At 42.4% G+C, this 16,229-nt stretch carries 13 protein-coding genes; all 13 read left to right on the top strand.

Annotated features, from left to right (window positions below; all coding sequences use genetic code 11):
- The first annotated feature begins 12 nt into the window (after positions 1 to 12).
- The 13 genes from ACUXV2_RS07195 (at position 13) to ACUXV2_RS07255 (ending at position 16,138) form a co-directional block, all read left to right on the top strand.
- Complete coding sequence (locus ACUXV2_RS07195; RefSeq protein ID WP_446246342.1) at positions 13 to 771, top strand: FliA/WhiG family RNA polymerase sigma factor; 759 nt, start codon at positions 13 to 15, stop codon at positions 769 to 771.
- Positions 772 to 796: 25 nt separating this feature from the next.
- The gene (locus ACUXV2_RS07200) at positions 797 to 1,105 is read left to right on the top strand and encodes a hypothetical protein (protein ID WP_446246343.1); all 309 of its coding nucleotides are present in this window, start codon (positions 797 to 799) and stop codon (positions 1,103 to 1,105) included.
- Between the two features lie 140 nt (positions 1,106 to 1,245).
- On the top strand, positions 1,246 to 1,776 hold the full coding sequence (locus tag ACUXV2_RS07205; RefSeq protein ID WP_446246344.1) for a DUF6115 domain-containing protein: 531 nt from the start codon (positions 1,246 to 1,248) through the stop codon (positions 1,774 to 1,776).
- Between the two features lie 157 nt (positions 1,777 to 1,933).
- Positions 1,934 to 2,641, top strand: coding sequence for a 30S ribosomal protein S2 (rpsB, locus tag ACUXV2_RS07210; protein ID WP_071617860.1), 708 nt, complete (start codon positions 1,934 to 1,936; stop codon positions 2,639 to 2,641).
- Between the two features lie 208 nt (positions 2,642 to 2,849).
- Positions 2,850 to 3,731 carry a translation elongation factor Ts gene (gene tsf / locus ACUXV2_RS07215; RefSeq protein WP_446246345.1) on the top strand — a complete coding sequence of 294 codons (882 nt, stop codon included), beginning with the start codon at positions 2,850 to 2,852 and terminating at the stop codon, positions 3,729 to 3,731.
- 91 nt (positions 3,732 to 3,822) lie between these two features.
- Positions 3,823 to 4,548, top strand: a complete 726-nt coding sequence (gene pyrH / locus ACUXV2_RS07220) for a UMP kinase (protein ID WP_032088806.1) — start codon at positions 3,823 to 3,825, stop codon at positions 4,546 to 4,548.
- On the top strand, positions 4,548 to 5,105 hold the full coding sequence (gene frr, locus ACUXV2_RS07225) for a ribosome recycling factor (RefSeq protein WP_446246346.1): 558 nt from the start codon (positions 4,548 to 4,550) through the stop codon (positions 5,103 to 5,105). Before pyrH ends, frr begins: the two co-directional genes overlap by 1 nt.
- Positions 5,106 to 5,671: 566 nt before the next feature.
- A complete protein-coding gene (locus ACUXV2_RS07230; RefSeq protein WP_446246347.1) occupies positions 5,672 to 6,463 on the top strand; it encodes an isoprenyl transferase in 792 nt (263 codons plus the stop codon).
- The gene (locus ACUXV2_RS07235) at positions 6,463 to 7,248 is read left to right on the top strand and encodes a phosphatidate cytidylyltransferase (protein WP_446246348.1); all 786 of its coding nucleotides are present in this window, start codon (positions 6,463 to 6,465) and stop codon (positions 7,246 to 7,248) included. Before ACUXV2_RS07230 ends, ACUXV2_RS07235 begins: the two co-directional genes overlap by 1 nt.
- Positions 7,249 to 7,283: 35 nt before the next feature.
- Positions 7,284 to 8,429, top strand: a complete 1,146-nt coding sequence (locus ACUXV2_RS07240; RefSeq protein ID WP_446246349.1) for a 1-deoxy-D-xylulose-5-phosphate reductoisomerase — start codon at positions 7,284 to 7,286, stop codon at positions 8,427 to 8,429.
- A gap of 124 nt (positions 8,430 to 8,553) precedes the next feature.
- Positions 8,554 to 9,810: an RIP metalloprotease RseP gene (gene rseP, locus ACUXV2_RS07245; protein ID WP_446246350.1), complete on the top strand. Its 1,257-nt coding sequence runs from the start codon at positions 8,554 to 8,556 to the stop codon at positions 9,808 to 9,810.
- Positions 9,811 to 10,007: 197 nt separating this feature from the next.
- A complete protein-coding gene (locus ACUXV2_RS07250) occupies positions 10,008 to 11,717 on the top strand; it encodes a proline--tRNA ligase (protein WP_446246351.1) in 1,710 nt (569 codons plus the stop codon).
- Positions 11,718 to 11,818: 101 nt separating this feature from the next.
- Positions 11,819 to 16,138, top strand: coding sequence for a PolC-type DNA polymerase III (locus tag ACUXV2_RS07255; protein WP_446246352.1), 4,320 nt, complete (start codon positions 11,819 to 11,821; stop codon positions 16,136 to 16,138).
- Positions 16,139 to 16,229 lie beyond the last annotated feature (91 nt).

Raw genomic sequence — 16,229 nt, forward strand, 5'->3', positions numbered from 1 at the left:
AGGAGGAGTCTTATGTCTCAGCAACCCGCTCGAACCGAAGAACAATACTATTGGGATAGATGGATATCGAACCGGGATACACAAGCTGGTGATCTGTTGGTGAAGAAATATATGCCTTTAGTATCCTATCATGTTGCCCGAATTTCAGTCGGACTGCCGAAAAACGTCTCGAGAGAAGATATTAAAAGTCTTGGGTTGATGGGATTACTCGACGCCCTTCAAAAGTTTGATCCTTCCAGAGATTTGAAGTTTGATACGTATGCTTCTTTTCGGGTAAGAGGGGCCATTCTTGACGGACTCAGGAAAGAAGATTGGCTCCCCAGATCCACCAGGGATAAAGCTAAGAGAATTGAAGCGAAGATGGTCGAACTTGAACAAAGGTTTCTTCGGCATGTCACTGCAGAAGAAGTTGCCACGGAATTGGAGATGTCTCCGGAGGATGTATATAAGACAACGAATGAACACTTCTTTGCAAATGTACTATCCATGGATGACCAGCTTACGGATGAAGATCATGATACTGGGACGTATTCCTTGAAGGATGATAAGACAATTTCACCGGAAGAGGAAGTTTTAAAGGGTGAGAGGCTGATAGAGTTGGAACAGACCATCGGGAAGCTTTCAGAAAAGGAACAACTTGTGTTAAGTTTATTCTATAAAGAAGAATTAACCCTTACAGAAATAGGGGAAATCATGAAACTTTCCACCTCCAGAATTTCACAAATACATTCTAAGGCCATTTTTAAATTGCGTCACTTGCTTAGCTCGTAACCTTTTCTGGAATGAGGGACGATATATGAGTTTAAAAGCCATTGAAATGCAAATCGCGCTTCCGAGGACATTTGATGCGTCTAAAAAAGCGGAACAGCATAATGTCCACAATCTTGTGTCCCAGAGTGCTGCAGGGCTTGAAATGGAAAAGGAATTGAAAAAGAAAAGACAAACCGCAACAGGAATCGATCAAAAAGGGAAAGCCGGACTTCATAGGGACAAAGATAAGGGTGACGAACCATATCAAGACAACCGGCAGCGGGATTCAATTTCAGATGAAAAAAAGTCAGATCCCCACCCTTACAAAGGAAGAAAGATTGATTACTCTGGTTAGCTGTATAAAAACAGTAAGGCTGTTCCTGTAAGAATATTGTAGAGGGCAGTCTTTTTAATTGGTCTGTAAAATTTGCTAGTGCGTGTAACAGACATTTCTCATTCAAAAACAAAGCCATATTCCAATGAACGGGTGATTTCATGACCACTTTTTTATTTTTTATATCGTTTCTGCTCAACATTGTCTGCCTCCTTGCCGTCATCATCCTTTACACAAGGCAGAACAGATTCATCGATCTTGAAAAACGGCAGGGGAAGATGATCCAGGAGATGGAAGAGACGATCTCTACGTACCTTATTGAAATGAAAGAAGAAAATGAAGCATTTATTAAAAGCATGCATAGTAGTAAAAAAGGATTTTCTGTCCAAGAAAATATTTCAGAGCCCCAGACAAAGTATGAATCCTCTGAAACACCACATCCGGCCTCAATGGCCAATAATCGTCTGAATGCTTCTAAAGCGTATAAGAGACCGGCATTCGAAAAGGAAAACGACGATCGAGGATGGACGCCGCTTGTTCCCGATGATCATGGTGTGCATGAGGAGAAGTCGTTGATCGCTCAAGTTCTCACCCTTCAGAAAAATGGACTTTCTATTGAAGAAATTGCAAAAAGACTTGGAAAAGGGAAAACAGAAATTGAACTTCTATTAAAATTTAATCAAAAAACATAAGAAGTTCTTGCTTGGGTAAAAGAGGTATGCTATAGTATTCATGGTGTGATTACACACGTTTCTCGATTGAGTGGATGGTGCTATTCAAAACGATAGTTTCCGCTCCAAGATGACAGAAACGGAGGAGAAAATTTAAAACCATTAGGAGGAAACACACATGTCAGTAATTTCTATGAAACAATTACTAGAAGCTGGTGTACATTTCGGACACCAAACTCGCCGTTGGAACCCAAAAATGAAGAGATACATCTTCACTGAGCGTAACGGCATCTACATCATCGACCTTCAAAAGACTGTTAAGAAGGTAGAAGAAGCTTATAACTTCGTGAAAGAATTAGCTGGTAACGGCGGTAAAGTTCTTTTCGTAGGTACTAAGAAGCAAGCACAAGAGTCTGTTAAAGAAGAAGCAGAACGTGCTGGTATGTATTACATCAACCAACGCTGGTTGGGTGGAACACTTACTAACTTCGAAACAATCCAAAAGCGTATTTCACGTCTTAAACAAATCGAAAAGATGGAAGAAGACGGAACGTTTGAAGTACTTCCTAAGAAGGAAGTTGTTCAACTTAAGAAAGAACATGAGCGCTTAGTTAAATTCCTAGGCGGAATCAAAGATATGAACACACTGCCTGATGCATTATTCATCATTGACCCTCGTAAAGAGCGCATTGCTGTAGCAGAAGCTCGTAAATTAAATATCCCTATCGTGGGTATCGTTGATACGAACTGTGACCCGGATGAAATCGATGTTGTCATTCCTGCGAATGACGATGCGATCCGTGCAGTCAAGCTTCTTACAGGTAAAATGGCAGATGCTATTTTAGAAGCTAAGCAAGGTGAAGAAGCAGCGGTAGCAGCTGAGTAATTTAAAGAGAAGGTGATAAGAGGGACTTACCCTTATCACCTTTTTTTAAAGAGTATGACCAATCGGTGCCCTTTATCCAAGGGACATCGTTTTTATGACGGATCTCTTTGCGGGATATGGAATCAAATATGGCCCAATCGCCCATACTGACTACTGACTGTATAAGGAGATTTTAGTCTACATAGTTAATCTAAGGAGGAAACCCACTATGGCAATTACTGCACAAATGGTTAAAGAACTTCGTGAAAAAACTGGCGCTGGAATGATGGATTGTAAAAAAGCGTTAACAGAAACTGACGGAGATATGGACAAAGCAATTGATTTCCTTCGTGAAAAAGGGATTGCGAAAGCAGCTAAAAAAGCTGACCGTATCGCGGCTGAAGGAACTACATTCATCACAAGTGAAGGTAACACTGCTATCATCCTTGAAGTGAATGCAGAAACAGATTTCGTTGCGAAAAACGAAAACTTCCAAAACTTAGTTAGCGAACTTGCAGAGCATTTATTAGCTGAAAAACCAGCTTCAGTAGAAGAAGCGATGGATCAAAAGATGAAAAACGGTTCTACAGTTACTGAATTCATCAACACTGCAATTGCAAAAATTGGTGAAAAAATCACTTTGCGCCGTTTCGAAATCCGCACTAAAGGCGATAATGCAGCATTTGGTGAGTACCTGCACATGGGCGGCCGTATCGCTGTTCTTTCTGTTGTTGAAGGTACAACGGATGCAAATGTAGCGAAAGACGTTGCAATGCACGCAGCTGCTTTAAACCCTAAATATGTTTCACGTGACCAAGTATCTGCAGAAGAAGTAGAGCGTGAGCGTGAAGTCCTTAAACAACAAGCACTTAACGAAGGCAAGCCTGAAAATATCGTTGAAAAAATGGTCGAAGGCCGCCTAGGGAAGTATTTTGAAGATGTTTGTATCCTTGATCAAGCGTTCGTTAAGAATCCAGATCAAAAGGTACGTCAATATCTTGAGTCTAACAAAGCTACTTTGACTGACTTCATCCGTTACGAAGTAGGAGAAGGTCTTGAAAAGCGTCAAGATAACTTCGCTGAAGAAGTAATGAGCCAAGTTAAGAAGTAATCGTATTAAGAAAGTCATAACATTTTTAGTAGGGAACACCTAGTGTGTTCCCTATTTTTCAAGAAAAATTCTACTACATATGGAGGTTCCCATGAGCGTTCCTAAATACAAACGTGTCGTTCTTAAACTGAGTGGAGAGGCTTTGGCAGGAAATGACGGCTTCGGAATCAACCCTTCAGTTATTAAAAACGTGGCAGAAGAAGTGAAAGAAATCGCCGAGCTTGGCGTGGAAGTAGCCGTTGTTGTTGGCGGAGGTAACATCTGGCGTGGTAAAATAGGTAGTGAAATGGGAATGGATCGTGCATCAGCAGACTATATGGGGATGCTTGCGACCGTCATGAATTCCCTTGCACTACAGGACAGCCTGGAACAAATCGGGATTGAAACACGTGTTCAGACTTCGATTGATATGCGTCAAGTTGCAGAGCCTTACATCAGAAGGAGAGCGATTCGTCATTTAGAGAAAAAACGAGTTGTCATCTTTGCTGCAGGTACGGGTAATCCATACTTCTCTACAGATACTACAGCAGCTCTCCGTGCGGCTGAAATTGAGGCTGAAGTGATCCTGATGGCGAAAAACAATGTCGACGGAGTTTATTCTGCAGATCCTAAGAAAGACGAATCGGCAGTAAAGTACGAAGAATTGTCTTACCTTGATGTTCTTAAGGAAGGCCTAGCAGTTATGGATTCAACTGCCTCATCACTATGTATGGACAATGATATTCCACTTATTGTATTCTCAATAATGGAAGACGGAAATATCAAGAGAGCCATTACTGGTGAAAACATCGGTACAATAGTTAGGGGGAAAGCATAATGCCAAATACGATTATTGCAAATGCCAACGAAAGAATGACGAAAGCCATTCAAACATTTTCTCGTGAATTGGCGAGTATCCGTGCGGGTAGAGCCAATGCATCTTTACTTGATAAGATCACAGTAGATTACTACGGTGCTCCAACACCTGTTAATCAACTGGCCGGTATTTCTATACCAGAAGCAAGAATGCTGGTTATCCAGCCGTATGACAAATCCGCTTTGGGTGATATCGAAAAAGCAATTCTAAAATCAGATTTGGGAATAACGCCGACAAGTGACGGTAATATCCTTCGCATCGTAATCCCTGCATTGACAGAAGAGCGCCGTAAAGATCTGGTTAAACTGGTGAAGAAAGAAGCGGAAGATGCAAAAGTTGCGATCCGAAACATCCGTCGTGATGCAAATGACGATTTAAAGAAAAAAGAGAAAAATGGGGACATCACAGAGGATGATCTTCGCGGTTTCTCTGACGATGTTCAAAAAGCTACTGATGAGAGCATCGCAAAAATCGATAGTATCTCTAAGGAAAAAGAAAAAGAAATCTTAGAAGTTTAATTCAACTATCATAATTTAAGGGGCTGGCCTATAAGTGAACTCATATTCCTTATGGGACAGCCTCTTTTCCATACATAACCATCATTTCCTTATAACATATTGAGAAGATGTCCGATTCCATATCGGAGAAATAGAAGTCCTAAATAGGATCAGTTTAAGGTTAATGTTGTTATTAACCGGATCCAGCAGTTGACTGGAGTGCAAGACGCAGACTCCTATCAGAAAAGCGGAAGGGCTTTGAAGAGAGGCGTGTGGCATAAGTCGAATCGGCCTGGAAGGAGCTCTTTGCCTTCTTGTTCGGTTTGGCTTATGACATGTGCGTCTAAGCCCTGCAGCTGGACAATTCCTCCCCCGCCAATAAGTAGAGGAGGCTCACCGGCCGCCCGCGGAAAGCGGAGTCTTGCACGGAAATCAACTGCGGAGTTTAAGAGGGGATTTAGTTTATATTCAACCTTGTACCTCAAGTAAAGAATAAAGCACCACGTATTTTCTTGAAGATATCTTCATTGTTTTTTGATATGATAGTAAAGGTAAATATTTTTTGGATTGTTGGTGGAGGAAATTTTATGCTAAACAAGCTTAAACAATGGAAACGACAACAAAATAATGAAGATGTTGATGAGCGCTTCCAGGAATTATTAAAGCATCCCGTACCCGGGCATATTGCTATCATCATGGATGGAAATGGACGCTGGGCCCAGAAAAGAGCTCTCCCGAGAGTGGCAGGGCACCATGAAGGGATGAAGTGTGTTCGGAGAATAACTAAACTGGCTAATGAGTTGGGTATAGAAGCTTTGACTTTATATGCATTTTCGACAGAGAACTGGAAACGGCCAAAGATGGAAGTAGAATTTCTGATGAAGCTTCCTGAGGAGTTTCTTGGTACCTTCCTGCCTGAATTGATAGAAGAAAATGTACAGGTGAAGATGATGGGAACGAAAGAAGCAATCCCGCCACATACCTTAAGGGCAGTTAACAAAGCGATCGAAGCGACGAAAGAAAACGACGGACTTATCCTGAATTTCGCCTTGAATTATGGAAGCCGTGCAGAAATACTCGATTCCATCAAACATGTCTTAAAAGACGTGCAAAATGGTATACTAGATGAAAAACAATTAAATGAGGAAGTATTTTCAAATTATTTGATGACGAAAGAATTGAAAGATCCAGATCTGCTGATCCGTACCAGCGGTGAAATCCGATTGAGCAATTTTATGCTGTGGCAGTTAGCTTATACTGAATTCTGGTTTACAGAATGTTTATGGCCTGATTTCGGTAAAGAACAACTAGTTGAGGCAATCGAAGCATATCAAGGTCGTTCAAGAAGATTCGGCGGGATACAAAGTGAGGAATCATAATGAAACAAAGAATCATTACTGCAATTGTTGCAGCAGCTGTTTTTCTACCTATTATTCTTTATGGTAAATCCCCTTTTATCATATTGATGTATTTGATCGCTTCAGTGAGTCTATATGAAGCATTGAAGATGAGAGGTTACAAAATCTATTCCATACCAGGTTTAATATCCCTGGCAATACTTTGGGTGTTTTTAATACCCGATATGTACATAGGAGTCATCAGCTATATTGGCTATTCAAAGATTGAGCTGTCATTTTTTGCCGTCTTGATTTTTCTAACCTATACGGTCATCACGAAAAATCGTTTTACGTTTGACGATGTAGCTTTTTCGTTATTGAGCATACTTTATGTCGGAATCGGCTACTTTTACTTTATGGAAATTCGTTTGGAAGAGGGCGTGCAGTTTGTTTTTTATGCCCTGTTCATCATCTGGGCGACTGATTCAGGTGCATACTTCATTGGTAAAGCCATCGGCAAGAAGAAACTCTGGCCACATATCAGTCCCAATAAGACAGTTGAAGGGTTTCTAGGCGGGGTGGTATGCGCGATTATCGTGGGAGTGATCATGACATTCTTCAGCGACCTGGAAATGTCGATTCCTAAGCTTATCGTCGTAACCGCCATACTATCCATATTTGGACAAATGGGTGATTTGGTTGAGTCCGCTTTAAAGCGCCATTATAAAGTGAAGGATTCGGGTCATTTATTACCGGGCCATGGAGGAATGCTGGATCGGTTTGACAGTCTTTTATTTGTTTTACCCCTTCTTTATTTCCTTTTATAAAACGATGGAGGGGCGCCTTGGGAGGAGTGTAAGTTTTGAAGAAAATTAGTTTAATGGGGGCCACAGGTTCAATAGGGACCCAAACTCTGGACGTAATCAGAGAACACCCCGAAGAGTTTAAATTGACTGCGTTTTCGGTAGGCATGAATATAGATGGTGCAAGGAAGATGATTTCGGAATTCAATCCATCCCTTGTTTCTGTACAAAGGAAAGAAGATGCTGAGATGCTGCGAAAAGAGATACCTTCAAGTGTAAAGGTTCTTTTCGGCGAAGAAGGATTAGTACAGGTAGCATGCCATCAGGACTCGGATGTCCTTGTGAATGCAGTACTTGGAAGCGTAGGTCTTTACCCGACGCTGCAGGCGATCGAAGCTGGGAAAACAATAGCGATCGCCAACAAAGAAACACTTGTGACTGCAGGTCACATTGTAATGGAGGCAGCCAGTAAAAAGGGTGTGGCCTTATTACCTGTCGACAGTGAGCATTCTGCCATTTTTCAGGCACTGCAAGGGGAACAAGAAAAAAACATTGAAAAACTGATCATTACCGCATCCGGGGGAAGCTTCAGGGACCGCAAAAGACATGAACTGGTCGGGGTAACGGTTAAAGAAGCTCTTAATCATCCCAATTGGTCAATGGGTGCCAAAATTACAATTGATTCAGCATCCATGATGAATAAAGGGCTTGAAGTAATTGAGGCACATTGGCTATTCGATATCCCTTACGATAAAATTGATGTTTTACAGCACAGGGAGAGTATTATCCATTCGATGATTCAATTCCATGACACTTCTGTCATGGCTCAGCTTGGAACACCTGATATGCGAGTGCCCATCCAATATGCACTGACATATCCCGACCGCTTGCACCGGCCTGAAGGAAAACGATTGAATCTGGCGGAGATAGGTCAACTGCATTTTGAGAAAATGGATTTAGAGCGCTTCAAGTGCCTTGGTTTTGCTTATGAAGCTGGCCGCACAGGGGGCAGTATGACAACTGTGTTAAATGCAGCCAATGAAGCGGCGGTGGCATTATTCCTGGAAAACAAAGTCTCATTCCTGGGAATAGAAGAGTTCATAGAAAGAGCATTGAATGAACATGAAGTAATACAGAATCCTGATTTAGAGACCATTCGCGAGATCGATAGAAAGACGAGATCAACCGTTTCCAAGTGGATTTAAATAGCAGGCTTGTGCATGATTGCATGTACATCGACGTAGTATTATTTAAAGAGATATATTTTCCCGTTAAAGTTGTACTTATCAGGCCTGAGAATATCAGGTTTATAAAAAGGTGGTTTTTTATTTGCAAACAGTAATTGCCTTTATCGTTATTTTTGGTGCATTAGTATTTTTTCATGAACTAGGCCACTTAATCTTCGCTAAGCGTGCCGGGATATTATGCCGTGAATTTGCGATAGGCTTTGGTCCTAAAGTGTTTTCTTTCAAGAAGGACGAAACGACGTACACGATTAGACTTCTGCCCCTGGGCGGTTTCGTCCGGATGGCGGGGGAAGACCCGGAAATGGTAGAACTGAAAGCTGGACATAGAATCGGTCTAATTCTGGACCAGGATGAAAAGATAAAGAAGATCGTCCTGAATAATAAAGACCGCTATCCGAATATCCGTGTGATCGAAGTCGAAGATGCAGATTTAGAGCACCGGCTTTACATTCGAGGATACGAAGAAGATGAAGAAGTTATTAAGAAATTTGAAATTTCACGTGAAGCGGTATTTGTTGAAGATGGTGTGGAAACACAAATAGCACCATGGGACCGACAGTTTGCTTCTAAGTCACTTCCTAAACGGGCGATGGCCATTTTTGCCGGTCCGCTGTTCAACTTCATTCTGGCATTCTTTATCTTTTTACTGGTAGGACTGCTGCAAGGGGTGCCAACCAATGATCCTGTCCTTGGGAATTTGACAGAGGACGGTGCAGCCAAAGAAGCTGGACTCCAAAAGAACGATATCGTTCAAAGCATTGATGGCAAGGAGATATCCACGTGGGAAGACATCGTGACGGTCATTCAGAAGCATCCTGGAGATGAACTGAAGTTCACTGTTGAACGCGGAGGCACCACCGAGGAGATTTCTGTCACACCTAAGCCTCAGGAAATAGAGGGCAAGGAAATTGGGATCATCGGGGTTCACAGCCCGGTTGAAAAGTCTCCATTGAAGGTTGTGACGAATAGTGCAGAGCAAACCTATGAATGGACCAAAATGATTTTTGTCCTGCTGGGTAAACTTGTATCAGGTGAGTTCTCCATTGATGCTTTATCAGGGCCGGTAGGGATTTATCAGTCGACAGATGTAGTAGCTAAATCCGGAATCTTTTATTTGATGAGATGGGCAGCCATTTTGAGCATCAATTTAGGGATTATGAATTTACTGCCTATACCTGCTCTTGACGGCGGAAGGCTCCTTTTCTTTGCCATAGAAGCCGTACGTGGAAAGCCGGTTGACCGCCAGATGGAAGGGATGGTCCATTTTGTTGGATTTGCTCTTCTTATGGTGCTGATGCTGGTCGTTACTTGGAACGATATACAACGATTCTTTTTATAAGATATACTTTTCAATCGAAAGGTTATAGAAGGATGTTCAGGCAGTTTCTACCTCAAACAACTAAAAACTGAGGGTAGTACTGCCTGTTCATTTACGCTAAAATAGAGATGAGAATGGAGAGTGTATCTCCGTTCTTTTCTTATGATTTACATATAACTTTTTTAATAAATAATATCTGGTAACCGAGGTGCTAATAAATGAAGCAACGTAATACTTTGATCCCTACCCTTAGAGAGACTCCGGCAGACGCGGAAATCAAGAGTCATCAGCTTTTGCTGCGGGCAGGTTATATTAGACAAAATGCTAGCGGGATATACAGTTTTCTCCCTTTAGGGAAAAAGGTCCTGAAAAAAGTAGAAGAAATCGTACGTGAAGAATTGGATGCTGTCGGTGCAGCAGAGCTCCTGATGCCTGCTCTCCAACCTTCTGAATTATGGAAAGAATCAAGGAGATGGGGCACATATGGTCCTGAGTTGATGCGTATGAATGATCGTCATGAACGGGAGTTTGCGCTCGGTGCCACCCATGAAGAAATGATTACAAGTATTGTCAGGGATGAAATTAAGTCTTACAAGCGGCTTCCGCTCACCCTTTATCAAATCCAAACGAAGTACCGTGATGAAAAACGTCCGCGCTTTGGTTTGCTGCGAGGAAGGGAATTTGTGATGAAAGATGCTTACTCTTTCCATTCTTCTGCAGAAAGCCTTGACGAGACGTATGAACAAATATTTCAAGCATATACGAATATCTTTAAGCGGTGCGGCCTGAATTTCAGGGCGGTCATTGCCGATTCCGGAGCAATGGGCGGAAAAGATACTCATGAATTCATGGTTCTATCCGAAGTTGGTGAAGACACGATTGCTTATTCGAATCAATCCACATATGCCGCAAATATTGAAATGGCTGAAGTGATTGATTCATATTCACAATCTGAAGAAGAAATGAAGGACGTGGAAAAAGTATCTACCCCTGATGTAAAAACAATAGCGGAAGTAGCATCTTTCCTCGAGTCCGGTGAAGAGAACTGTATTAAATCACTACTATTTAAAGTAGATGAAGAATTTGTACTTATTCTATCCCGCGGTGATCACGAAATAAATGACATAAAGGTAAAGAACTTTATGAATGCAGATGTGGTAGAACTGGCTACGGCTGAAGAAACAAAAGAAATTCTTGGCTGCGAGGTCGGTTCGATCGGTCCTTGTTCGCTGGCAGATAATGTGAAGATTGTAGCTGACCAGGCTGTGAAATATATTCGTAATGGTGTAGCAGGTGCTAACGTGGAAGGATATCATCTGATCAATGTGAACCCAGATCGTGACTTCCAGGTTTCCGAATACGGAGACTTGCGTTTCATTCAAGAGGGAGACCCTTCACCTGATGGCGAAGGAACAATCGTCTTTGCAAAAGGTATAGAAGTAGGACATGTATTTAAGCTGGGAACAAGGTATTCTGATGCCATGAACAGTACCTTCCTGGATGAGAATGGACGTGCACAATCAATCATCATGGGCTGCTATGGTATCGGGGTTTCACGTACACTTGCAGCGGTGGCAGAGCAATTCAACGATGATAATGGTCTTGTATGGCCATCTAACCTGTCCCCTTACGATCTTCACCTGATTCCGATCAACCTTAAGGACGAACATCAATCAGCTGTAGCTCATGAACTTTATGAAGAGCTTAAAAAGAATCGTTATGATGTACTTATGGATGATCGTGCCGAACGTCCGGGTGTGAAATTTGCGGATTCTGACTTGATTGGACTCCCTGTACGTATTACGGTCGGAAAGAAAGCGTCTGAAGGCATCGTGGAAATTAAGGTAAGAAAAACGGGCGAGATGCTGGAAGTTCACAAAGATGAACTGTTATCCACCCTGACCGGTTTATTCGAAACACTATCTTAATAAAAAGGGCTGATCCTTTAGGGAAGCAATGATCCTTAGTATCAGCCCTTTTCTTCGGTTTTGAATGGAACAAATAATATATAGAAATGGGGGAAAAACAAATGGATGAAAAGCCCCTCGGCAAAAAAGAGAGATTTCAATTGTTATTGCAGCAATTAGGGCTGACAGAAGATGCATTCGTAAAGTACTTCAACAATGCAGAAATAGAAAAGCTTGCCGTCTATCGAAGCGAGAGAAAATGGCACTTCTATTTTACGTTGGAAGAAATGATCCCATGCAAAGTGTGGAGCCGCTTTTCAATGGCTCTTCAAACGTCGTTCAAGCATATAGCCAATGTCACCTTCAGCTTGAAGGTGCTTAATATGGATGTAACGGAACAATCGATCCTCGATTATTGGAGTGAATGTGTAAAAGAGATTCAGGGGATTTCTCCTCCGCTGTTAAAACTTCTCAATACTCAAAAACCTGAAATAATCGGAAACAAAATTATCGTTAAAGCATCTAACGATACGGAAGCGGCACAATTGAAACGAAAGTATGGAGAAATCATTTCTTCTGCATTCGAGAATTTCGGTTTTCCCAAATTGATTCTCGATGCTGAAGTTGCTCAAATCGAGGAGCAGAATAATGATTATGAAAAATTCCTTGAAGAGAAGATGAAAGAAGACCAAGAGAGAGCGAAGCAGGCTCTTATCGAAATGGAAAAAGCGGAAAAAGAAGAAGCATCTGATGCTCCAAGCGGTCCATTCATGCTTGGTCTTTCCATTAAGGATGACGCAGACTTCAGGAAGATTGAAGAAATTTATGACGAAGAGAGACGGATTGCAATCGAAGGTTACGTTTTCGACTGTGAAACGAGGGAACTTAGAAGCGGCAGAACTCTATTAACCTTCAAAGTGACAGATTATACCAGCTCGATTCTCGTCAAGATGTTTTCAAGGGACAAAGAGGATGCGGCTGTCATGAATAATATGAAAAAAGGAATGTGGGTCCGCTGCCGGGGAAGTATCCAGAACGATACCTTTGTCAGGGATCTGGTCATGATTGCAAATGATGTGAACGAAATTAAACCTGTCCTCCGACTTGATACTGCACCTTCTGAGGAGAAAAGAGTGGAACTTCATATGCATTCACCTATGAGTCAAATGGATGCGGTGAGTTCTGTCTCCAGTCTTGTGGCACAGGCAAAGAAATGGGGACATAAAGCAATAGCGATTACAGACCATGCAGTCGCTCAATCGTTCCCGGAGGCTTTTAATGCGAGTAAGAAAAATGATATTAAGGTTTTATATGGGATTGAGGCTAATCTGGTGGACGATGGGGTCCCGATCGGTTACAACGAAACCGACCGCCCATTGGAAGATGCCGTTTATGTAGTTTTCGATGTTGAAACGACGGGTCTTTCAGCAGTTTATGACACCATCATCGAGCTTGCAGCCGTGAAGATAAAAGATGGCGAAATCATCGATCGATTTGAATCTTTCGCAAATCCTCATCATCCGCTGTCCGCCACTACGATCGATTTAACAGGCATTACGGATGATATGGTCCAGAATGCACCAGAAATCAATGACGTTCTTCACGATTATCATAAATGGGTGGGGGACGATATTCTGGTCGCTCACAATGCCTCCTTTGACATGGGTTTCCTCAATGCAGGATACCAAAAGGCAGGCCTCCCGAAAGCTGCCAATCCGGTTATCGATACGTTAGAGCTTGCGAGATTATTGTATCCGCAGTTTAAAAACCATCGGTTGAACACGCTTGCCAAGAAATTCGATGTGGAATTAACCCAGCATCACCGTGCGATCTATGATGCGGAAGCTACCGGATATCTTCTGCTAAAGATGCTGAAAGATGCGTTTGAAAAAGGCATAACCAACCATAATCAATTAAATGATTATATGGGGAAGGGGGATGCCTATAAACGCTCAAGGCCATATCACTGTACGTTGATTGCCCAAAATGAGGAAGGACTTAAGAACCTGTACAAATTGGTATCCATTTCACATATGCATTACTTTTACAGGGTCCCGCGAATTCCCCGGTCACAGCTGCAGAAGTACCGTAGCGGCATTTTGGTGGGATCAGGCTGTGATAAAGGTGAAGTCTTTGAAGGGATGATGCAGAAAGGGATAGCCGAAGTGGAGGAGACGGCTCATTTCTATGATTATTTAGAGGTACACCCTAAAGAGGTTTATCAGCACTTAATCGAGCTTGACCTTGTGCAGAGCCAAAAGAACCTTGAAGACATCATCAAGAATATCGTCGAGCTTGGAGAAAAGATCAACAAGCCCGTTGTAGCAACAGGAAATGTCCATTATTTAAATGAAACGGATAAAATTTACCGGCAGATCCTTGTTGGTTCTCAGGGCGGGGCAAATCCTTTAAACCGCCATACCCTCCCTGACGTGCATTTCAGGACAACCAATGAGATGCTTGATTGTTTTTCCTTCTTGGGTAAGGAAAAGGCGAAAGAAATTGTCGTCGAGAATTCTAATAAGGTCGCAGATATGGTCGAAGTAATCAAGCCGATCAAGGACGATTTGTATACACCTAAGATCGAAGGTGCCGACGAAGAAATGCGCCGGATGAGTTATGCGATGGCAAAGAGCATTTATGGGGATGAACTCCCTGAAATCGTGGAAGCAAGGCTTGAAAAGGAGTTAAAGAGTATCATCGGACATGGATTCGCCGTGATCTACTTGATCTCTCATAAACTTGTAAAGAAGTCCCTGGATGATGGCTATCTTGTAGGTTCACGTGGATCTGTCGGGTCTTCCTTTGTTGCGACAATGACGGAAATAACCGAAGTGAATCCGCTGCCGCCGCATTATGTTTGCCCGGCATGTAAGAAGTCGGAGTTCTTTGATGACGGATCTGTAGGTTCCGGATTTGATCTTCCGAATAAAGACTGTCCGGATTGCGGACACGCATATAAAAAAGATGGGCATGATATTCCCTTTGAAACCTTCCTTGGTTTTAAAGGAGATAAAGTTCCCGATATCGATTTGAACTTTTCAGGTGAATACCAGCCTCAGGCACATAATTACACGAAAGTATTGTTCGGGGAAGATAATGTTTATCGTGCAGGAACGATCGGTACAGTTGCTGAAAAAACAGCCTACGGATATGTAAAGGGATATGCAAATGACAATGCACTCCAAATAAGGGGAGCTGAAATCGACAGGCTGGTCAGCGGCTGTACAGGTGTCAAGCGTACGACGGGTCAGCATCCGGGGGGGATCATCGTTGTACCGGATTATATGGATATCTTTGACTTTTCCCCGATCCAATTCCCTGCAGATGACAAAAACTCAGAATGGAGAACGACACACTTTGATTTCCATTCGATTCATGATAACTTGTTGAAGCTCGATATTCTTGGTCACGATGACCCGACTGTCATCCGCATGCTCCAGGATTTATCCGGGGTCGATCCGAAAACGATCCCGACTGACGACCCTGAAGTGATGAAGATATTCAGTGGAACTGAGTCCCTGGGAGTTACAGAGGAGCAAATCATGTGTAAGACGGGAACGCTTGGTATTCCCGAGTTCGGAACTCGATTTGTCCGGCAGATGCTTGAAGATACAAAACCGACAACATTCTCGGAGCTTGTCCAAATTTCAGGACTTTCACATGGTACGGATGTGTGGCTGGGGAATGCGCAGGAGCTGATTCACAACAATATATGTAACCTGAGTGAGGTTATCGGCTGTCGTGATGATATTATGGTTTATCTTATTTATCAGGGACTGGAACCATCCCTGGCGTTTAAGATCATGGAATTCGTGCGTAAAGGGAAAGGTCTTCAGGATGAATGGGTAGATGAAATGAAGAATAATGGAGTACCTGATTGGTATATCGACTCCTGTTTGAAAATTAAATACATGTTCCCGAAAGCCCATGCTGCAGCCTACGTACTTATGGCAGTCAGAATCGCTTATTTCAAAGTCCATCATGCTCTGCTATATTATGCTGCATACTTTACAGTCAGGGCGGAAGACTTTGATATTGAAGCCATGGTGAGGGGTTCTCAGGCAGTGCGAGCAAAGATAGAGGAGATCAACAGCAAGGGCCTCGATGCTTCACCTAAGGAAAAGAATACACTTACTGTTTTGGAGCTTGCACTCGAGATGTGTGAGCGTGGCTATAAATTTCAAAAAGTCGATCTTTATCGTTCCCACGCTTCTGAATTCATTATCGATGGGGATTCTTTAATACCTCCGTTCAATTCCATACCTGGTTTGGGTACAAATGCGGCTATCAATATCGTCAAAGCACGTGAAGATGGCGAGTTCCTTTCAAAAGAGGATCTTCAGCAAAGAGGGCGTGTTTCCAAGACCATTATTGAGTACCTGGACAATCATGGGTGCCTGGAAAGCTTGCCGGATAAAAACCAATTATCCCTCTTCTAGCCCTGTATGATGGGAATTGTTTGCATAAAAATGTGGATTATGGTATATTTTTATTGGAAATACTAAAGATAGCTCTAAAGCAAAAGAGTGG

It is taken from the genome of Rossellomorea sp. NS-SX7 (assembly GCF_052828565.1).